The organism is Reyranella sp., from assembly GCF_050185545.1.
Lineage (GTDB): Bacteria > Pseudomonadota > Alphaproteobacteria > Reyranellales > Reyranellaceae > Reyranella.
Genome location: NZ_JBFWZI010000070.1, coordinates 16,127 through 33,588, shown reverse-complemented (window position 1 = coordinate 33,588; position 17,462 = coordinate 16,127). Strand labels below are relative to the sequence as shown.

Sequence of the window (17,462 nt, the reverse complement as noted above, 5' to 3'; positions counted from 1 at the left end):
CATGAGCGGGCGGGACGCCCGCGGTCCAAGAGACCGTGACCCCTCCGTCGCCGAAGACGGCGACACTTCACCAGCGGAGCTGGGGAGGACGATGAGATCCTACGCCGCCATCGCGCGGTCGAGCTCGGCGGCGCCGGCGCGCAGGCGGGGGATCAGCTCGCGGCCGAACTCGATCGTGTCCTCGTACGGATCGAAGCCGCGGACCAGGAACGACTGGACGCCGAGCTTGTAGTACTCGAGCAAGGCGTCGGCGACCTGCTCGGCCGTGCCGACCAGGCACGAGGTGTTGCCGATCGCGCCGGTCGCCTCGGCGATCGGCATCCACAATCGCGCATCGTGCGTCTCGCCCTGCGCGGCGAAATCGAGCAGGCGGCGCGCCGAGTGATCGAGCGGCGCCTTGTTGTTGCCGAAGCCCGTCGGATCGCCCGGCTGCTTGATGGCCGACAGGATCCGCCGCGCCCGGTCCCACGCCTGTCCTTCGGTCGCGCCGAGGATCGGCCGGAACGAGATGTTGAAGGACGGCGTGCGCCCGAACTGCGCCGCCCGGGCGCGGAACTCGGCGATGCGCTGGGCCGTGGCGGCGAGCGGCTCGCCGAACATCGCGAACACGTCGCAGTGCTGGGCGCCCATCGCCAGCGCACCTTCCGACGAGCCGCCGAAGAACAGCAAGGGATGCGGCTTCTGCAGCGGCTGGACGTCGGAGCGCGCGCCGCGCAGGCGATAGAACTCGCCTTCGAAGTCGAAGCGCTTGTCGCTGGTCCACACGCGCTTCATCACTTCGATGTATTCGGCAGCGCGGCGATAGCGCACCTCCTTGGGGGCGAAGTCACCCTCGTTCTCCTGCTCGGCGTCGCTGGCGCCCGAGATGATGTGGATCGCGATGCGCCCGCCGGTGAGCTGGTCGAAGGTGGCGATCTTTCGCGCCGCGAGGGTCGGCGCGACGAACCCCGGACGATGGGCGATCAGGAAGCCCAGCCGCTCGGTGTGCTGCGCCGCGTGCTGGGCGACGAGAAACCCTTCGGCCGACGAGGCGGTGTAGCCGACCAGCGCCAGGTCGAAGCCGGCCTGGTCGTGCACCTGGGCGAAGGAGCGCAGATAGGCTGGCGACAGGCCGCCACGAATGACGTGAACGGTGGCACCGTCGCTGGGCGGCGTGACGCCGATCATTCCGATCACCCGCACCGGCATGGCTTCCTCCGACTTTGCGGCTCGTTTGATTTGTCGATGCTAATCCGAATCGACCGGCGAAAGTAGGGGCGGGTCGCCCTCATCGCTGGGACCGCGCTACTCCGATGGCGCTCATGGAATGGTTGCGACGAAGAGGATGAGCGCCATCGGAGTAGCGCGGTCCCAGCGATGACTCAGTTCTCTGCCAGCAGCTCGCGTACGTCGGCGATGCATCCCTGGACCGCGGCAGCGGCGGCCATCTGCGGGCTGACGAGATGCGTGCGCCCGCCGGCGCCCTGCCGGCCCTCGAAATTGCGGCTCGACGTGGAGGCTGAGCGCTCGCCCGACGCCAAGCGGTCGGCGTTCATCGCCAGGCACATCGAGCAGCCGGGCTCGCGCCAGTCGAAGCCGGCGTCACGGAACACGCGGTCGAGACCCTCCCGCTCGGCGGCGGCCTTGACGACCCCGGAACCCGGCACGACCAGCGCATGGACATGACCCGCGACACTGCGGCCCCTGGCGACCGACGCCGCGGCCCGCAGATCCTCGATGCGCCCGTTGGTGCACGAGCCAATGAAGACCTTGTCGATCCTTATTCCGCTCACCGGTTGCCCGGCCGCGAGTCCCATGTAGTCGAGGCTGCGCGCCAGCGCGGCGCGGCGCGCGCGATCGGGCTCGTCGTCGGGATCTGGCACGCGAGCAGTCACCGGCACGACGTGCTCGGGGCTGGTGCCCCACGTCACCTGCGGCGCCAGACCGGAGGCCTCGATCGCCACCTCGCGATCGAAGCGCGCAGCGGGATCGGATCTCAGCCCCCGCCAGAACGCGACCGCACGCGCCCACACGTCCGGTCCGGGCGCATAGGGCCGGCCCGCGAGGTAGGCGAACGTGGTCTCGTCGGGCGCGATCATGCCGCAGAGCGCACCCGCCTCGATCGACATGTTGCACAACGTCATGCGCGCTTCCATCGATAGCCGGGCGATCGTCGGGCCGGCGTACTCGATCACGTGACCGGTAGCGCCGGCGGTGCCCAGCCTGCCGATGATCGACAAGATGAGGTCCTTGGCCGAAGCGCCGAACGGCAGATCGCCGTCGATGGTGATCCGCATCGTGCGCGAACGCCGCGCGACGATTGTCTGGCTGGCCAGCACGTGCTCGACCTCGGAGGTTCCGATGCCGAAGGCGAGCGCGCCGAACGCGCCGTGGGTCGCGGCATGGCTGTCGCCGCACACGATCGACATGCCGGGCTGGATGAATCCCTGTTCCGGTCCGACGACGTGCGAAATTCCCTGCCGCGCGTCGCCGATCGAGAAGCACGGCACGCCGAACTGCCGTGCGTTCTTCTCCAAGGCCTCGATCTGCAGGCGCGACTGCGGATCGGCGATGCCGAAGGCACGATCGGTGGTCGGGGCGTTGTGGTCGACGACCGCGAGCGTGGCCATGGGCCGGCGCACGACGCGGCCCGACGCGCGCAGCCCATCGAACGCCTGAGCGCTGCTGTGCTCGTCGAGCAGATGGCCGTCGATATACAGCAGCGCGTGGCCGTCACCCTTGTCCTCGACGACGTGACTGTCCCAGATCCTGTCGTAAAGGGTGCGCGGCGCGGTTGAGGCAGCTTTCATGGCGGTCGATGGGCAATCGTAGCAAAGCCGGCACCGATCACGAAGTCTTGCGCCCCGGGGCGGTCCCGATTTGGACGACGCCTCCCAATATGGCAGAAGCGTCCAAAGCGTACGGGAGGTCTCGTGAAATACCTTCTCCTGCCGATCGTCGGCCTCGCCCTCGCGTTGCCGCAGGCGGCGAACGGGCAAGTCAAGGACGACAAGGCCTACTGCGCCGAGCTCTCGTCGCTCTATCGGCGCTATGTCCAGAATTCACCGGGCCGGCGCTTCGATGTCGAGGCAGGCTACGCCTTGGAGAACTGCCAGAAAGGCAACACGGCCGCGGCCATCCCCGTCCTGGAGAAGAAGCTCGAGGCCTCGGGCTTCTCCCTGCCCAAGGAATTCAAGCCGTAGACCGGGTCGCGCCCTACTCCCTCACCTTGACGGCGTCCCAGATGAACTGGACTTCCTGGACCGGCACCGGCGTCCGCGATTCGCGGCAGAAGGTGGCGCCGAGGGTCCAGTTGTTCGCCGGGCTGTTGCGCACGAACCCGATGCACTGGCGAGACCCCTTCTGGAAGGTGACGTACCGTTCGCCGGTCGGGCTCGTCGCTACCGCCCAATTCGTGCCACCGCCGGAGACGTGCTTAAGGGCGTCGGCGGTGCGGATCCAGTCGATCAGGGCTGAGTTCGACGTAACCGGGCTCATGCCGCCGGTGCCGTGCGCTGCCACCAGCCGGTAATAGCCGATGGCGAACTCGCTCACGCTGTCGGTGTAGGTCAGGCGCCAGCTCTGGACGTTGCCGATCCGGAACGTGCGGACGTTGGAAACATAGCACTGGCTGAACGGTACGCCGTAGACCGGCGCCGACGGGCAAGGGATCGCCTGGTTGAAGTTCCAGTCGTCGGCCTGCGCCGGCGCGCCCCCGGCCAGGCAAGCCAGGAGAACGAAGGCGGCAGCAACAGATCGGTTGACCCTGGACAGCGCCGGAGGACCATCCGCGTCGACCTCTCGACGCTCGAGCTCATGACGCCTCACGTTCCGCTCCCCCCACTCGCCATCATCGGCAGAGGACGATTCCACAGATCGCGCTCATCAGCAATCGCACGCGCTGCACGACTGGCGCATTCGCATACGACAAAGAAGGCCGTCATCCCGACCGAAGCCGAGCGCAGCGAGGCGTAGCGGAGGGACCTTTCCTGTTACGCATCAGCAAGACAGGTCCCTCGACTGCGCCGCCAATGGCGCTGTAAACAGCGCCTAATCGGGCGGCTCCGCTCGGGATGACGGTACTTTTTCCACACGCGCCCCCGGCTGCACGACGGCGCGAGAGTGCTCGTCGGCTCGAGAACCTGAAACGGCGCCGGCACCCGCCCGCGTTCGTCATGGCGTCGATCACCGCGCCGGCGACAGGCCATACGGGCACGAGCTCGTGCCCGGGAAGGACAGGCGCCGTCCGGATCCGTCCATGCAGACGACGCCGCCGCCCTGATAGGTCGGACCCGACGTCGACGGCACGGTGGGCTGCGGCGTCGGCGCCGTCGCGCGGGCTCTTGCCGCCGCCTCGGCACGCTTCTTCTCTTCCTCGTCGTACTTCGCCAGGCCCGCGGCGGCCTCGCTCAGCAAGGCCTGGTGCTGGGCCGCGTTGACGAAGCCCGTCACCGGCTGGTTGCGGGCCTTCTGCCAGGCCTGGATCATTTCGCGCGTACGCGGCCCGAAGGCGCCGTCGATGCCGCGCGTGTCGAAGCCGAGCGCCGTCAGCGCAACCTGGATGCGCTGGCGATCGACCGGGCTCAGCCGCAGCGCCACCTCGGCCGCTTCGGCGGCGGACTTCAGGGCGGCAGCTTCCGACTCGGCACGCGCCCGCACTTCGGCCTCCGCCTTCTGCCTGGCCTCGGCTTCCGCCTTGAGCTTCGCCTCGGCCTCGGCCTTCTGGCGCGCCTCGGCCTCCGCCTTCTGCCGCGCTTCGGCGGCCGCCCTCTGGCGTGCCTCGGCTTCGGCCCTCTGCTTCGCCTCGGTCTCGGCCTTCAGGCGCGCCGCCTCCTCCGCACGCTGGCGCGCTTCCGCTTCGGCTTTTTGCCGGGCTTCCGCCTCCGCTTTCTGTCTGGCCTCGGCCTCGGCCTTCTGACGTGCCGCCGCTTCGGCGCGCTGCCGGGCTTCGGCCTCCGCCTTCTGCTTCGCCTCGGCCTCGGCCCGCTGCCGCGCTTGGGCTTCGGCTTTCTGCTTCGCCTCGGCTTCGGCCTTCTGGCGGGCTTCCGCTTCCGCCCTGGCCTTGGCTTCGGCCTCGGCCTTCTGGCGGGCTGCCACCTGACGTGCATCGGCTTCGGCCCGCTGGCGCGCCTCGGCCTCCGCTTTGAGTTTCGCTTCGGCTTCCGTTTTCTGGCGAGCCTCGGCCTCTGCCCTCTGGCGGGCTTCGGCCTCCGCCCTCTGCCGTGATTCAGCTTCGGCCTTCTGGCGGGCCTCCGCTTCCGCACGCTGGCGCGCCGCAGCCTCGGCCTGCTGGCGCGACTCCGATTCGGCCTTCTGGCGGGCTTCCGCCTCGGCCCGGGCCTTGGCGTCGGCCTCCGCCTTCTGTCGTGCCTCCGCCTCGGCCTTCTGTCTTTCCTCGGCCTCCGCCTTTTGCCGCGCCGCCTCTTCCGCTCGTTGCCGGGCCTCGGCCTCGGCCTTCTGCCGGGCGTCGGCTTCCGCCTTCAGCCTGGCCTCCTGCTCGGCCTTTTCCCGGGCGGCGACCTCCTGGTCGACGATCACCGGATCCCGGACGACGACGGGCTCGGGCCTGGGCGAGAATGCCCAGTAGCCGCCTGCCGCCAGGAGGACCAGCGCAAGCGCTGCGCCCCCGTAGAGCAGGCCGCGCTTGCCGCCAAGGACCGCCGCCGGGATGGTCGCCGCCGCAGGGGCGGTCGGTGCCGCAGGTGGCGCGACGACAGGCGGAGGAGCCGACGCCGGCGGCCCCGACCGCGACTGGGCGGTCGGGGCGTGCAGGGTCGATCCGTGCGTGGTCAGTCCGTGAGCGGTCGGCTCGTGGGTGTCCGGCGCCTGGGACGAAGGTGCCCCGGTCGAAGGTGCCCCGGTCGAAGGTGATTGCGTCGAGGGTGGCTGTAGCGAGGGAGACAGCGTGGAGGGCGACGTCGTGCCGGCCGCGGGCGCCGCGCCCGGCGCGCCGCGCGAGCGGCTGCGGGCGCCGATGATCGTCGCCCCACCATCCTCGGCATCGTCCGCCCCCGTGAGATCCCGCCGCCAGTTGGGAATCGATTGCGGGCGGTCCTTCGAGCGAACGGCCAGGCCGGCATCTATCGCCTGCAGCAGCGGCCGCGTGAAGCCCGCCGGCGCAATCTCGACCAGCGGCTTGTAGGTGTCGTTGAGGGCGCGCTCGAGCGAGCTCGGCGGCGCGTGGCCGGTGATCGTGTGATAGATCGTAGCCGAGATGCCATAGATGTCGGTCCACGGCCCCTGCTTGTCCGACGTCAGCTGCTCGGCAGCGGCATAGCGCGGCGTGAAAATCGCGGTCATGGCCGCGGTGCGATCGGCCATGGAGGCGCGCGATGCGCCGAAATCGATCAGCGTCGGGTTGTCGTGCGAATCGAGAATGATGTTGGCCGGCTTGATGTCGCGGTGCAGGAAGCCCGCCTTGTGCACTTCCTCGAGGCCGTCGAGCAGGCGCCCGAGCATGCGCTCGACGATCGCCGGCGGCAGCTGCTTGTCGCGCTTGAGGCGCTGCTCGACGGTGTCGCCGCGCGCCAGCGCCATGATCATGTAGGCGGTGCCGTGGGCCTCGAGGAAATCGTAGACGCGCACCACCGCCGGCGCGCCTTCGAGCGTCGCCAGGATGCGGGCTTCCTCGAGGAAGCGCTCGCGCCCCCAGATGAAATCCTCGGCATGCTGCGTCGAGCGCGGCACCACCGTCGTGCCGCCCTCGCGCAAGGCGAGCGCGGTCGGCAGGTACTCCTTGATCGCGACCTCGCGCCCCAGCACCGTATCGCGCGCGTAGTAGGTGATGCCGAAACCGCCCTGGCCGAGAACCGACACCAGCTCGTAGTTGCGCAGGCGCGTGCCGGCGGGAAGGGTTCCGCGGAGCCCGTCCTCCTTCGCATCTGCTTTGGTGTCGGCGGCCATGCCTATCTCAGTGCATGGAATGTGAGTTCAGTCCATTCGTACTTTAGGTGCGCCGCCGAGAAAGCGTCAAGAACGGGCGCCCATCGCCTCGGGCAGCTCCACTCGGGATGACGGTATTTCTTGCCAAGCGCGACTATCCTGCGCCGGTGCCGTGGCGGCGATGAAATGTCCTGCGCTCGATCGGGAAGCATCCTGTTTCCCACCCCGAATATGGAAGTTCCGCGATCGAAGCAGGAACGACGGCCAGCTTCTGACCGCGCGACGGCATCATCATTTAAGGTCGGCGCCACTACCAGACCGCATGAAAACGGCCTCACGAAGGCGATGACGCGACGAACTCGGGAACGCCATGTGCATTGGCGCACCGTTCCCGTGCGTGAATCTTTACTTGTCCAACTCGCAGAAAGGTGCAGATATCTCGCTTCCGCCTGGTGCGACCGTCCATCAGACATTCCTTCAGGAAACGAGGAGTCGGTGCCCGCGATAGAGCTGAAACCGCTGATCGGACGCCTGAACGATGTCTGCCGCCGCGCCCTCGAAAGCGCAGCGGGCCTGACGGCCCTGCGGACGCACTACAACGTCGAGATCGAGCACATGCTGGTCGGCCTGCTCGACCGCACCGACACCGACATGGCCGCGATCCTGCGCCGCTGGGAGATCGATCCGGGCCGCCTGACCAACGACATCAACCGCTCGCTCGAGCGCATGAAGACGGGCAACGGCCGTGCGCCCTCGCTGTCGCCCGACATTGTCGAGATGGTCAAGCACGCTTGGCTGTTCGCCTCGGTCGAGCAGGGGGCGAGTCGCCTGCGCTCGGGTCACCTGTTGTGGGCGCTGCTGGCCGACGACATGCTGGCGCGGCGGGCGCGCGAGGCCTCGGGACTGCTCGCCGCCATCCAGCCCGACATCCTGAAGCGCGACTACGTGGCGATCTGCGGCAACACCTCGGAAGCGGCCCAGGCCACCAGCCAGGCGGTCGGTTCCGAGGCGGCCGGCACCGGCGCCGGCGAGACGCGGCCCGGTGGCTCGGGTGCGCTCGAGCAGTTCACCATCGACCTCACCGCCCAGGCCAAGGCCGGCAAAATCGATCCCATCCTCGGGCGCGACTTCGAGATCCGCCAGATGGTCGACATCCTGACCCGCCGCCGGCAGAACAATCCGATCCTCACCGGCGAGGCGGGCGTCGGCAAGACGGCGGTCGTCGAAGGCCTGGCGCTGCGCATCGCCGCCGGCGACGTTCCGGCGGCGCTGAAGGACGTGACCCTGCGCACCCTCGACCTCGGCCTGCTGCAGGCCGGCGCCGGCGTGAAGGGCGAATTCGAGAACCGGCTCAAATCGGTGATCGACGAGACCAAGGGCAGTCCCAAGCCGATCGTGCTGTTCATCGACGAGGCGCACACGCTGATCGGTGCCGGTGGCGCGGCCGGCCAGAACGACGCCGCCAACCTATTGAAGCCGGCCCTGGCCCGCGGCGAGCTGCGCACCATCGCCGCCACGACGTGGGCCGAGTACAAGAAGTATTTCGAGAAGGACGCCGCCCTCACCCGGCGCTTCCAGCCGATCAAGGTCGAGGAGCCGAGCGAGAAGCTCGCGACCGCCATGATTCGCGGCTTGGTGTCGACGCTCGAGCAGCATCACAAGGTGCGCATCTTCGATGAGGCGGTGAGCGAGGCGGTGCGCCTGTCGGCGCGCTACATCCCTGCCCGCCAGCTGCCGGACAAGGCGGTCAGCCTGATCGACACGGCGTGCGCGCGCGTGGCGATGAGCCAGAACGCGACGCCGGCGCCGATCGACGACCGCCGGCGCCGCATCAGCCTGATCGACACCGAGCTGAAGATCATCGAGCGCGAGGAGCAGGGCGGCCTCGACCACGCGACGCGGCGCGGCGAGCTAACCGCCGAACGCGAAAAGCTGAGCGCCGAGCTGGCCAAGCTCGAGGAGCGCTGGCACGCCGAGCGTGCGCTGGTTACCGAGATCGACGCGGTGCGCGCCAAGATCGAAGCCGCCGCGGCACCGGCCGCCAACCCGCCCGCCGCCAACTCACCCGCTGATGCCGCGCCGGCGCCGGTTGTCGACGGCGCGGCCGAGCGCGCCAAGCTCGCCGACCTGACCAAGCGCCTGCACGAGTTGCAGGGCGAGCAGCCGCTGATCTTCCCGATCGTCGACGGCCAGGCGATCGCCGAGATCGTCGAGAGCTGGACCGGCATCCCGGCCGGACGCATGCAGTCCGACGAGATCAAGACGGTGCTGAATCTGCGCGAAGCCATGGAGAAGCGCGTCGTCGGGCAAAGCCATGCGATGGAAGCGGTTGCGCGGGCGATCCATACCAGCCGCGCCGGTCTCACCGATCCGCGCCGGCCGATCGGCGTCTTCCTGTTCGTCGGCACGTCGGGCGTCGGCAAGACGGAGACCGCGCTCACGCTGGCGCAGCTGCTCTATGGCGGCGAGCAGAACGTCACCACCATCAACATGGCCGAGTTCAAGGAAGAGCATAAGGTCAGCCTGCTGATGGGCAGCCCGCCCGGCTATGTCGGCTACGGCGAGGGCGGCGTGCTCACCGAGGCGGTGCGCCGTCGTCCCTACAGCGTCGTCCTGCTCGACGAGATGGAGAAGGCGCATCCCGGCGTGCAGGACGTGTTCTATTCGGTGTTCGACAAGGGAAACATGAAGGACGGCGAAGGCCGCGACATCGATTTCAAGAACACCGTCATCATCATGACGAGCAACGCCGGCACCGATCTCATCACCAAGCTGTTCGCCGATCCCGAGACGGCGCCTGATGCCGCGGGCCTCGCCGAGGCCTTGCGCCCCGAGCTCGCGAAGTATTTCAAGCCGGCCTTTCTCGGACGCCTGACGCTGGTTCCGTATTTCCCGCTGTCGGACGAGATTATTCGCCAAATTGTCGTAATGCAGCTCGAGCGGATTCGCCGCCGCGTGCGCGACAGTCACCGCGCGAGCTTCGACTGGGCACCGCAATTGGTTGAAACCATTGCGGCGCGTTGCACGGAAAGCACATCGGGCGCGAGAAACGTGGAAAATATTCTCACGCGCACACTGCTGCCCGAATTGTCTGCTGAAGTGCTGTCTCGATTGGCCGACGGGGAGTCAATCAGCAGTGTTCACGTGGACGTCGATACGGATGGATCGTTCAAGCTCACTGTCAACCAATCCTGACGACGTCTCTTCCTTCCCCTAATTGATCGAAGGAGCCAAGACATGGCGATCTACATGAAATTCGGCGACATCAAGGGCCAGGTGACGGCCGACGGGTTCAAGGATTGGATCGAGTTGAATTCCTTCCAGTACGGCGTGAACCGCAACGTCACGTCGGGCGCGGGCGGCGCCGGTCGCGAGGGCGCGAACCCACACATCAGCGACATCGTCGTCACCAAGGAATTCGACGTCGCCTCGCCGAAGCTCTACCAGGACGCGGTGGCCGGCGCGTTTTCCACAAAGGTCGAGATAAAGCTGACGACCACGACCAAGAACAAGATCGACACCTATCTCGCCGTCGAGATGACGGACTGCGGCGTCGCCAGCTATTCGACGAGCTCGGGCGGCGACAAGCCGATGGAGAGCCTGTCGCTCAACTTCACCAAGATCATGTACACGCCATCGCCGCTCGACGTGAAGGGTTCCCCGGTGAAGGGCGCCGTCGTCACCTACGACTTGATGAAGATGAAGGCGAGCTGATCGAAGACGTCTCGAATGCTCCTCTCCGGCTCTTCCGGGGAGGGGCGGATGCATCTTTCCCTCCCCGTCATCGGGGGAGGTGGCCCGAAGGGGCCGGAGGGGGAAAGCCACAGTCGAGATTTCTCCGCTTCCGACGTCGGAATCCGAAGCATCTCGTCCGAGACTTTCCCCCTCCGCCCCGTATGACGGACGGGGCACCCCCAATGACGCAGAGCATTCGCATATGACAAAAAAATCCGTCATCCCGACCGGAGCCGAGCATAGCGAGGCATAGTGGAGGGACCTTTCTTCCTGCAGCGTCAACAAGAAAGGTCCCTCGACTGCGCCGCCAATGGCGCTGTAATCAGCGCCTGATCGGGCGGCTCCGCTCGGGATGACGGAGAAAAATGGCAAATGCGAATGCCCTGCCCGATGACGGGGGAGGCAGTAAGCCTAAGCTGCCGGTGGCTCGGGGCGCTTCATCCCGAGACTGGTCAGCAGCGCAGTACGCGAGCCCTCGTCGGCGATCAGCTCGGCCACGAGTTCCGGCCAGGCCATGCGCGCCCGGCGCACGGTCTCGTCGAGCGTATAGCCGATCGGCGAGTTCGGCTCGTTGCGCTTGAACCATTCGGCGATCTCCTCCAACTGGCTGAGCGCCTGCTCGCGGCCGGCGATCGGACCGCCATCGACGACAGCCCCCGGCGCCATCGCCCGCGCGGCCGCGACTGGCGCGGTCACGGCGTCGGCCCCGGGTGCGGGCGCGGCCTCGTCGGTCGCCGGCGCGAAACGGTTGCAGGTATCCATCATGAGCTGCAGCGCGTCGCGCACCCGGATGCCCGACGGGCTGGCCGGACCCGCCTTCTCGTCGAGAATGCGTCCCATCGCTTCCCAGGCCGCCATGGCCTCGACCAGGGTCTCCCGCTGGGCCGACCAATGGGCCTTGCCGGCGGCGCGCGCCTCCTTCTCGACGTCCTCGAAGGGCACGACGCCGGCGGCGATGCGCTGCTCGCGCCGCTCGGGGTCGAGAATACCCGACAGCTCGAGGGAGGATTGGTATTGCCAGAGGCAGAACGGCGAGCCGTCCGGCCGGGCGAACAGGGGGAGCTTCCTCAGGGGCTGCATCAGCGTGCCATCGGCGCCCTGGCCGGACAGGCCGGCGACGGCGGCGACGCGCATCTCCATGTCGCCTTCCTCGGGCAGCGGGAACAAGCCGTCCCAGTACCGCTCGACCAGCCCGCCGATCACCGAGGCGCCGGCCTTCAGCCCCTCGAGCCCGGCCGTCCGGACCAGGGCCTCGGTCAGCCAGGTTGCAATCTCGAGGTCCTTGGTCGATTCTTTCAAGGCGCCGGCGGCAAGCTCGGCGACGGGCCGCCATTTGCCCTGCAGAGCCTCCTCGCCACCGCCCCCCTCGCCCTGCCGGTCGGGGCTGTCGGCCTGCCGCTCGGCATCCCGCGCATCGGCCCGGGCGTCACGCAGGCGAAAATAGACCGAGGTCGGCGTGTAATCCTCCCGGAGATCGGTTCCGACGGGCTGGTCGCCGGGAAGAGCTGCCAGGATCGCTTCGAGGTCGTCCGGCCCGAGTTCCAAAGCCATCGTGGAAACACCCCCTGGAGTGGACTGATTTGATACAATTCATCCCGCGACGTCATACTGTCAAACCACTGCCGGGCGGGGGGCCGTACTTGTCAGCGCAAGGCCTCGTCGCCATCATGAATCACGGCAAAGCGTTCCGTGGACGCCCCAATCCGTCCGGCGTATTGTTGTTTGATCGGAGGTCCTGCCAATGAGCTCCAGTATTCACGACAAGCTCAATCGCGTTCGCAAGCCCCGGGTGCACATCACCTACGAGGTCGAGACCGAGGGGGCCGAGATCCAGCGCGAGCTGCCGTTCGTCGTGGGCGTCATGGGCGATTTCTCCGGCGACCCGACGGCGCCGCTGAAACCCCTGGCCGAGCGGAAATTCATCCAGATCGACCGCGATAATTTCAACGAGGTCATGGCCAACATGACGCCCGGCCTCAAGCTCAAGGTCGACAACAAGCTGGCCAACGACGGCACGCAAATGGCGGTCGACCTGAAATTCAGCTCGATCGACGATTTCGAGCCGGCGCGCGTAGCCGCCCAGGTTCCCGCACTCGCCTCCCTGCTCGAGGCCCGCGCCAAGCTGCGCGACCTGATGAGCAAGGTCGACCGCTCGGAGGAGCTCGAGAACCTGCTCGAGCAGGTGCTGAGCTCGGAAGCCGAGCTCAAGGCGCTGTCGGGCCAGCTCGGCGCCAAGAAAACGGAGGGTTGATAGATGGCTGAGAGCGCACGCCAAGCGGATGCTGGCGCCGCCGTCACCGAGGCGGCGCCCGGTCTGCTCGACCAGATCATCACGAACACCAAGCAGACCGAGCCTGACCGCGCCCAGGACCTCGTCAAGAACCTCGTCGAGCAGGCACTCGCCGGCACGGTCACCTTCGACCGCAACCTGACGCGAACCTTCGACAAGGCGATCGCGGCGATCGACGCCAGGCTGTCGGCCCAGCTGAACGCGATCATCCACGATCCCAAGTTCCTCAAGCTCGAGGGAACCTGGCGCGGCCTGCACTACCTGGTGCAGAACTCGGAGACCAGCACGACGCTCAAGATCCGGGTGCTGAACCTCCCCAAACGCGAGCTCAACCGCGATCTCACGCGCGCCATCGAGTTCGACCAGAGCCAGCTGTTCAAGAAGATCTACGAGAACGAATTCGGAACGCCGGGCGGCGAGCCGTACGGCGCGCTGATCGGCGACTACGAGTGGACCAGCCATCCCGACGACATCGAGACCCTGAGGCTGGTGTCCAATATCGCCGCCGGCGCCTTCGCGCCGTTCATCTCGGCGGCCAATTCCAGCATGTTCGGCTTCGACAGCTGGACCGAGCTTTCCAAGCCGCGCGACCTCGCCAAGATCTTCGAGACGGCCGAGTACACCAAGTGGCGCAGCTTCCGCGACAGCGAGGATTCGCGCTTCGTCAATCTCGTCATGCCGCGCGTCATCGCCCGCGTGCCCTACGGCAAGGAGACCAAGCCGATCGACGAGTTCGCCTACGAGGAGGCGCCGCTCGACGCCACCGGCAAGTCGCGTGTCATGGATCACAACTCCTACTGCTGGTCCAACGCGGCCTACGTGATGGGCGCGCGTCTCACCGACGCTTTCGCCAAGACCGGCTTCTGCACCGCCATCCGCGGTGCCGAGGGCGGCGGCAAGGTCGAGAACCTGCCGACCCACGTCTTCAAGTCCGACGACGGCGACGCCGACACCAAGTGCCCGACGGAGATCGGCATCACCGACCGGCGCGAGTTCGAATTGTCGAACCAGGGCTTCCTGCCGCTCTGCCACTACAAGAACACCGACTACGCCGTGTTCTTCGGCGGCCAGACGACCCAGAAGCCGAAGAAGTACGATCGCCCCGAGGCGACCGCCAACGCCGCCATCTCGGCGCGCCTGCCCTACATCATGGCGACCAGCCGGTTCGCGCATTACCTGAAGGTGATGGCGCGCGACAAGATCGGCAGCTTCATGGAAGCGAGCAACGTCGAGGCCTGGCTCAATCGCTGGATCCAGAATTACGTCAACACCAACGAGAATGCCGGGCAGGACATGAAGGCCCGCTTCCCGTTGCGCGAGGCCAGGGTCGAGGTGCGCGAGATTCCCGGCAAGCCGGGCTCCTACAACGCCATCGCTTACATGCGGCCGTGGCTGCAGATGGAGGAGCTGACCACCAGCATGCGCATGGTCGCCAACATCCCGAAGGCCGCCTGACCGCGCGGCCTCTGGGCCAGCGCAAACCACAACCATGGCCGAATCGGCCGCGCCCTCGCCGCTCGATACCATCGCCGTCGGACCACGAGCTCCGACGGCCGAGGAGCAGAGCCACGCGCTACGCGATCCGGTTCTCGCCGGCCAGTTTTTCGGCGAACGGTACGCTGCCGGCGCCGCCGGCCTGGCGGCGTTCCTGCATGGCGGCGAGAGCGCCTACGACTCGCTCAGGACATGGTTCGGCGAGGCCTTCGTGGGGCTGCTCGCCAGCGGCCGGGACTGCCTGCGCGCCGCCATCGACCGCGACATTGCCGAGATCGACGCGGCGATCGGCGCCCAACTCGACGCCATCCTGCACGTGCCACGGTTTCAGACGTTCGAAGGCCGCTGGCGCGGGCTCGCCTGGCTGATCGCCGGGGTCGAACCGGGCCGCCGCGTCAAGGCGCGCGTGCTCAATGCCCGCTGGCCCGAGCTCTGCCGCGATCTCGAGCGCGCCCTCGAGTTCGACCAGAGCAACATCTTCAAGAAGATCTACGAGGAGGAATTCGGCATGCCGGGCGGCGAGCCGTTCGGCCTGATGGTGATCGACCATGCCGTGCGCCATCGTACGGCAACGGGCGCCACCACCGACGACGTCGGCGCGCTCGGTCTCCTGTCCGCGGTCGCCGCCGCGGCGTTCATGCCGGTGGTGCTGTCGCTCCATCCTTCGGTGCTCGAGATCGACCGGTTCTCCGACCTCGACGGCGTGCGCGACGTCACGGCGCCATTGCGCAACCCCGAGCATCTGCGCTGGCGTGCGCTGGCCGCGCGGGCCGACATGCGCTTCATCGCCGTGACGCTGCCCAGCCTGCTGGCGCGCCATCCGTGGACCGACGATCCCAGCCGCGTCGACGGCTTCCGCTATTGGGAGCACGCGCCCGATGCGGGCAGCCGGGTGTGGATGAGCGCGGGCTACGCCTTCGCCGCCTGTGCGGTGCGCGCCTTCGCCGAGAACGGCTGGCCGGCCGACGTGCGCGGCGTCGAGACCGACCGGGTGGGCGGCGGCCTGGTCACCGACCTGGCACCCGAGCCGTTCGCCAGCGGGCCACCCTTCGCCTGGCCGCGCACCGCCATCGAGTACCAGCTCGGCACCCGCCAGGAGCAGGACCTGGTCGATGTCGGTCTGATGCCGGTGTCGGCACTGCCCTTCGGCTCCGACCTGGTGTTCGGCGCCGTGCGCAGCATGCAGGCGCCGGCGACCTACACCGGCGCCACCGCGGCGGCCGCGGATGCCAACGCGCGGCTGTCGGCGCAGGTCAACTCGATGCTGTGCGCCTCGCGCTTCGCTCATCTCCTGAAGGTGATGGGCCGCGACATGGTCGGCTCGTTCAAGACCGCCGACGAGATCGAGCGCCAGCTCAATCGATGGCTCCAGGAATACGTCAACACCAACATCGACAGCACCGGCGAATCGCGGGCGCGCTTCCCGCTCGTCGAGGGCGAGGTCCAGGTGCGCGAGCGGTTGGGCAGGCCCGGCGTGTTCGGCTGCATCATGCGGCTGCGCCCTCACTATCAGCTCGAGGACGTGTCGACGACCTTCCACCTCGTGACCGAGATCGCCGCCCCGTCGGCGGGGTAGGCGCTCATCTCTCCTCCCCAGCGAAGCTGGGGAGGAGAGATGAGCGCCCCCGTCGGGGGCTGGCGAGGTAGGCGAAAAAGGCTATTGATAGGCGCCGAGCGGTCGCCTTGGATGAACTTTCGCAAGGAGCCTCGATGTCTCAACCGACCTCAAAGCCTGCAGCCCCCGGCGACGCCGGCAAGCTTTTCCGGGAAGGCCGGCTGGCCGAGGCGCTGGGCGCGGCCAACGCCGCGGTCCGCAAGGCGCCGACCGACATCGGCGCCCGCATCCTGCTGGCCGAGCTGCTGCTGTTCGCGGGCAATGTCGATCGCGTCGACGTCGTCCTCGATGCCTGCGCCGACCTCGATCCGACCTCGGCCATCGTCGTCGCCGAGTTCCGCCAGCTGCTGCGCGGTGAGACGGCGCGCCGCCAGCTGTTCAGCGAAGGCCGGGTGCCGGAATTCCTCGGCGAGCCGACGGCCGCGCAACGCCTGGCGCTGTCCGCCGTGGTCGCCCTGCGTGCCGGCGACCTTGCCGGCGCGGGAAAATACGCCGCCGAGGCCGAGGAGGCGCGCGTCCATCCGAGCGGCAGCACCGCGGACGGGCCGTTCGACGACATGCGCGACGGCGACGACGTGCTCGCCTGCTGCTTCGAGGCGATCACCACGACCGGCAAGTACTTCTGGCTGCCGCCCGAGCGCGTCATCGACATGCAGCTCCATCCGCTGAAGCGTCCGCGCGATCTGTTCTGGCGTCGCGCCACGGTGCAGATCGCCGACGGTCCCGACGGGGACGTCTACCTGCCAACCATCTACCCGCCCCTCGACAAGAGCGCGGGCGAGCCGACCGACGCGCTGCGTCTCGGCCGCGCCACCGACTGGCACCAGATGGGCGAAAGCGGACCGACGCGCGGCATCGGCGCCGTCACCCTGGTGGTGGGCGAGGAGTCCAGGACCTGGCTGGAGATGAGCTCGATCCAGTTCAAGAGCGCGGCATGAGCGACACGCGCGGCGGCCGTGGCAGCCTGGAAGGCGGATCGCGCAATCCGCCGCGCCGCGCCCAGCTTCCCCTCCTCGACCGGCTGATCGACGCCGATCCAGCCGAGGCGGCCGATCGGCCTTTGTCGGCGGCGGCGGCGATGAATGCCCTGCGCGCCAGCGTCGGCCACGACCTCGAGGAACTGCTCAACACGCGGCGGCGCTGGCGCTCATGGGATTCCCGCTACGAGGAGCTGGAGCGCTCGCTGGTCGGCTTCGGCTTGCCGGATTTCGCCGCCGGCGCGTTCAACGACCCGCGCCGGCGCGAGGAACTGCGCCAGCTCGTCGAGGCCTGCATCCGCCGCTTCGAGCCGCGCATCACCAGCCTGCGCGTCACCCTGATCGAGGTCACCGACGAGCAGAGCGCCACGCTCCGCATGCGCATCGAGGCACTGCTGACCGCCGACCCGGTGCCCGAGCCGATCACCTTCGACACGCTGGTCGATCTCGACACCAAGAACGTGACCGTGGCCACGAGAGAGGGCTGACC

Annotated in this window: 13 protein-coding genes; 8 read left to right on the top strand and 5 right to left on the bottom strand. The window is 68.0% G+C overall.

Features of this window, described 5'->3' with window-relative positions; all coding sequences use genetic code 11:
- Window positions 1–99: 99 nt before the first annotated feature.
- Window positions 100–1,188, bottom strand: coding sequence for an LLM class flavin-dependent oxidoreductase (locus AB7O82_RS19300; protein ID WP_428543483.1), 1,089 nt, complete (start codon window positions 1,186–1,188; stop codon window positions 100–102).
- A gap of 173 nt (window positions 1,189–1,361) precedes the next feature.
- Complete coding sequence (gene leuC / locus AB7O82_RS19295) at window positions 1,362–2,789, bottom strand: 3-isopropylmalate dehydratase large subunit (RefSeq protein WP_428543481.1); 1,428 nt, start codon at window positions 2,787–2,789, stop codon at window positions 1,362–1,364.
- Between the two features lie 123 nt (window positions 2,790–2,912).
- Here leuC and AB7O82_RS19290 point away from each other — a divergent pair, with 123 nt between their 5' ends.
- A complete protein-coding gene (locus AB7O82_RS19290) occupies window positions 2,913–3,182 on the top strand; it encodes a hypothetical protein (protein ID WP_428543479.1) in 270 nt (89 codons plus the stop codon).
- Window positions 3,183–3,195: 13 nt separating this feature from the next.
- On the opposite strand, the gene AB7O82_RS19285 is transcribed toward AB7O82_RS19290, so the two are convergent.
- Both AB7O82_RS19285 and AB7O82_RS19280 read right to left on the bottom strand, forming a co-directional pair.
- Window positions 3,196–3,807 carry a hypothetical protein gene (locus AB7O82_RS19285; RefSeq protein WP_428619960.1) on the bottom strand — a complete coding sequence of 204 codons (612 nt, stop codon included), beginning with the start codon at window positions 3,805–3,807 and terminating at the stop codon, window positions 3,196–3,198.
- A 357-nt stretch (window positions 3,808–4,164) separates the two neighbouring features.
- Window positions 4,165–6,882 (bottom strand): protein kinase domain-containing protein, encoded by a 2,718-nt coding sequence (locus AB7O82_RS19280; RefSeq protein ID WP_428619958.1) that lies wholly within the window; start codon window positions 6,880–6,882, stop codon window positions 4,165–4,167.
- 351 nt (window positions 6,883–7,233) lie between these two features.
- On the opposite strand from AB7O82_RS19280, the gene tssH reads away from it, so the two are divergent.
- Window positions 7,234–10,056, top strand: coding sequence for a type VI secretion system ATPase TssH (tssH, locus tag AB7O82_RS19275; protein ID WP_428543473.1), 2,823 nt, complete (start codon window positions 7,234–7,236; stop codon window positions 10,054–10,056).
- 42 nt (window positions 10,057–10,098) lie between these two features.
- A complete protein-coding gene (locus tag AB7O82_RS19270) occupies window positions 10,099–10,575 on the top strand; it encodes an Hcp family type VI secretion system effector (protein ID WP_428543471.1) in 477 nt (158 codons plus the stop codon).
- Between the two features lie 432 nt (window positions 10,576–11,007).
- Here AB7O82_RS19270 and tssA read toward each other — a convergent pair whose 3' ends face one another.
- Window positions 11,008–12,147 (bottom strand): type VI secretion system protein TssA, encoded by a 1,140-nt coding sequence (tssA, locus tag AB7O82_RS19265; RefSeq protein WP_428543469.1) that lies wholly within the window; start codon window positions 12,145–12,147, stop codon window positions 11,008–11,010.
- Between the two features lie 190 nt (window positions 12,148–12,337).
- Here tssA and tssB point away from each other — a divergent pair, with 190 nt between their 5' ends.
- The 5 genes from tssB to tssE all read left to right on the top strand — a co-directional run bounded on the left by tssB (window position 12,338) and on the right by tssE (window position 17,460).
- Window positions 12,338–12,847 carry a type VI secretion system contractile sheath small subunit gene (gene tssB, locus AB7O82_RS19260; protein WP_428543467.1) on the top strand — a complete coding sequence of 170 codons (510 nt, stop codon included), beginning with the start codon at window positions 12,338–12,340 and terminating at the stop codon, window positions 12,845–12,847.
- 3 nt (window positions 12,848–12,850) lie between these two features.
- On the top strand, window positions 12,851–14,341 hold the full coding sequence (gene tssC / locus AB7O82_RS19255; protein WP_428543465.1) for a type VI secretion system contractile sheath large subunit: 1,491 nt from the start codon (window positions 12,851–12,853) through the stop codon (window positions 14,339–14,341).
- A 34-nt stretch (window positions 14,342–14,375) separates the two neighbouring features.
- Window positions 14,376–15,956, top strand: a complete 1,581-nt coding sequence (tssC, locus tag AB7O82_RS19250) for a type VI secretion system contractile sheath large subunit (protein ID WP_428619956.1) — start codon at window positions 14,376–14,378, stop codon at window positions 15,954–15,956.
- A 134-nt stretch (window positions 15,957–16,090) separates the two neighbouring features.
- Window positions 16,091–16,933 carry a type VI secretion system accessory protein TagJ gene (locus tag AB7O82_RS19245; protein ID WP_428619955.1) on the top strand — a complete coding sequence of 281 codons (843 nt, stop codon included), beginning with the start codon at window positions 16,091–16,093 and terminating at the stop codon, window positions 16,931–16,933.
- Complete coding sequence (gene tssE, locus AB7O82_RS19240) at window positions 16,930–17,460, top strand: type VI secretion system baseplate subunit TssE (protein WP_428543459.1); 531 nt, start codon at window positions 16,930–16,932, stop codon at window positions 17,458–17,460. Before AB7O82_RS19245 ends, tssE begins: the two co-directional genes overlap by 4 nt.
- Window positions 17,461–17,462: the final 2 nt, after the last annotated feature.

Coding starts and splice junctions, on each gene's coding strand:
- AB7O82_RS19300 (WP_428543483.1), bottom strand. CDS start 1,188: ATGCCGGTGCGGGTGATCGGAATGATCGGCGTCACGCCGCCCAGCGAC.
- leuC (WP_428543481.1), bottom strand. CDS start 2,789: ATGAAAGCTGCCTCAACCGCGCCGCGCACCCTTTACGACAGGATCTGG.
- AB7O82_RS19280 (WP_428619958.1), bottom strand. CDS start 6,882: ATGGCCGCCGACACCAAAGCAGATGCGAAGGAGGACGGGCTCCGCGGA.
- AB7O82_RS19270 (WP_428543471.1), top strand. CDS start 10,099: ATGGCGATCTACATGAAATTCGGCGACATCAAGGGCCAGGTGACGGCC.
- tssA (WP_428543469.1), bottom strand. CDS start 12,147: ATGGCTTTGGAACTCGGGCCGGACGACCTCGAAGCGATCCTGGCAGCT.
- tssB (WP_428543467.1), top strand. CDS start 12,338: ATGAGCTCCAGTATTCACGACAAGCTCAATCGCGTTCGCAAGCCCCGG.
- tssC (WP_428543465.1), top strand. CDS start 12,851: ATGGCTGAGAGCGCACGCCAAGCGGATGCTGGCGCCGCCGTCACCGAG.
- tssC (WP_428619956.1), top strand. CDS start 14,376: ATGGCCGAATCGGCCGCGCCCTCGCCGCTCGATACCATCGCCGTCGGA.
- AB7O82_RS19245 (WP_428619955.1), top strand. CDS start 16,091: ATGTCTCAACCGACCTCAAAGCCTGCAGCCCCCGGCGACGCCGGCAAG.
- tssE (WP_428543459.1), top strand. CDS start 16,930: ATGAGCGACACGCGCGGCGGCCGTGGCAGCCTGGAAGGCGGATCGCGC.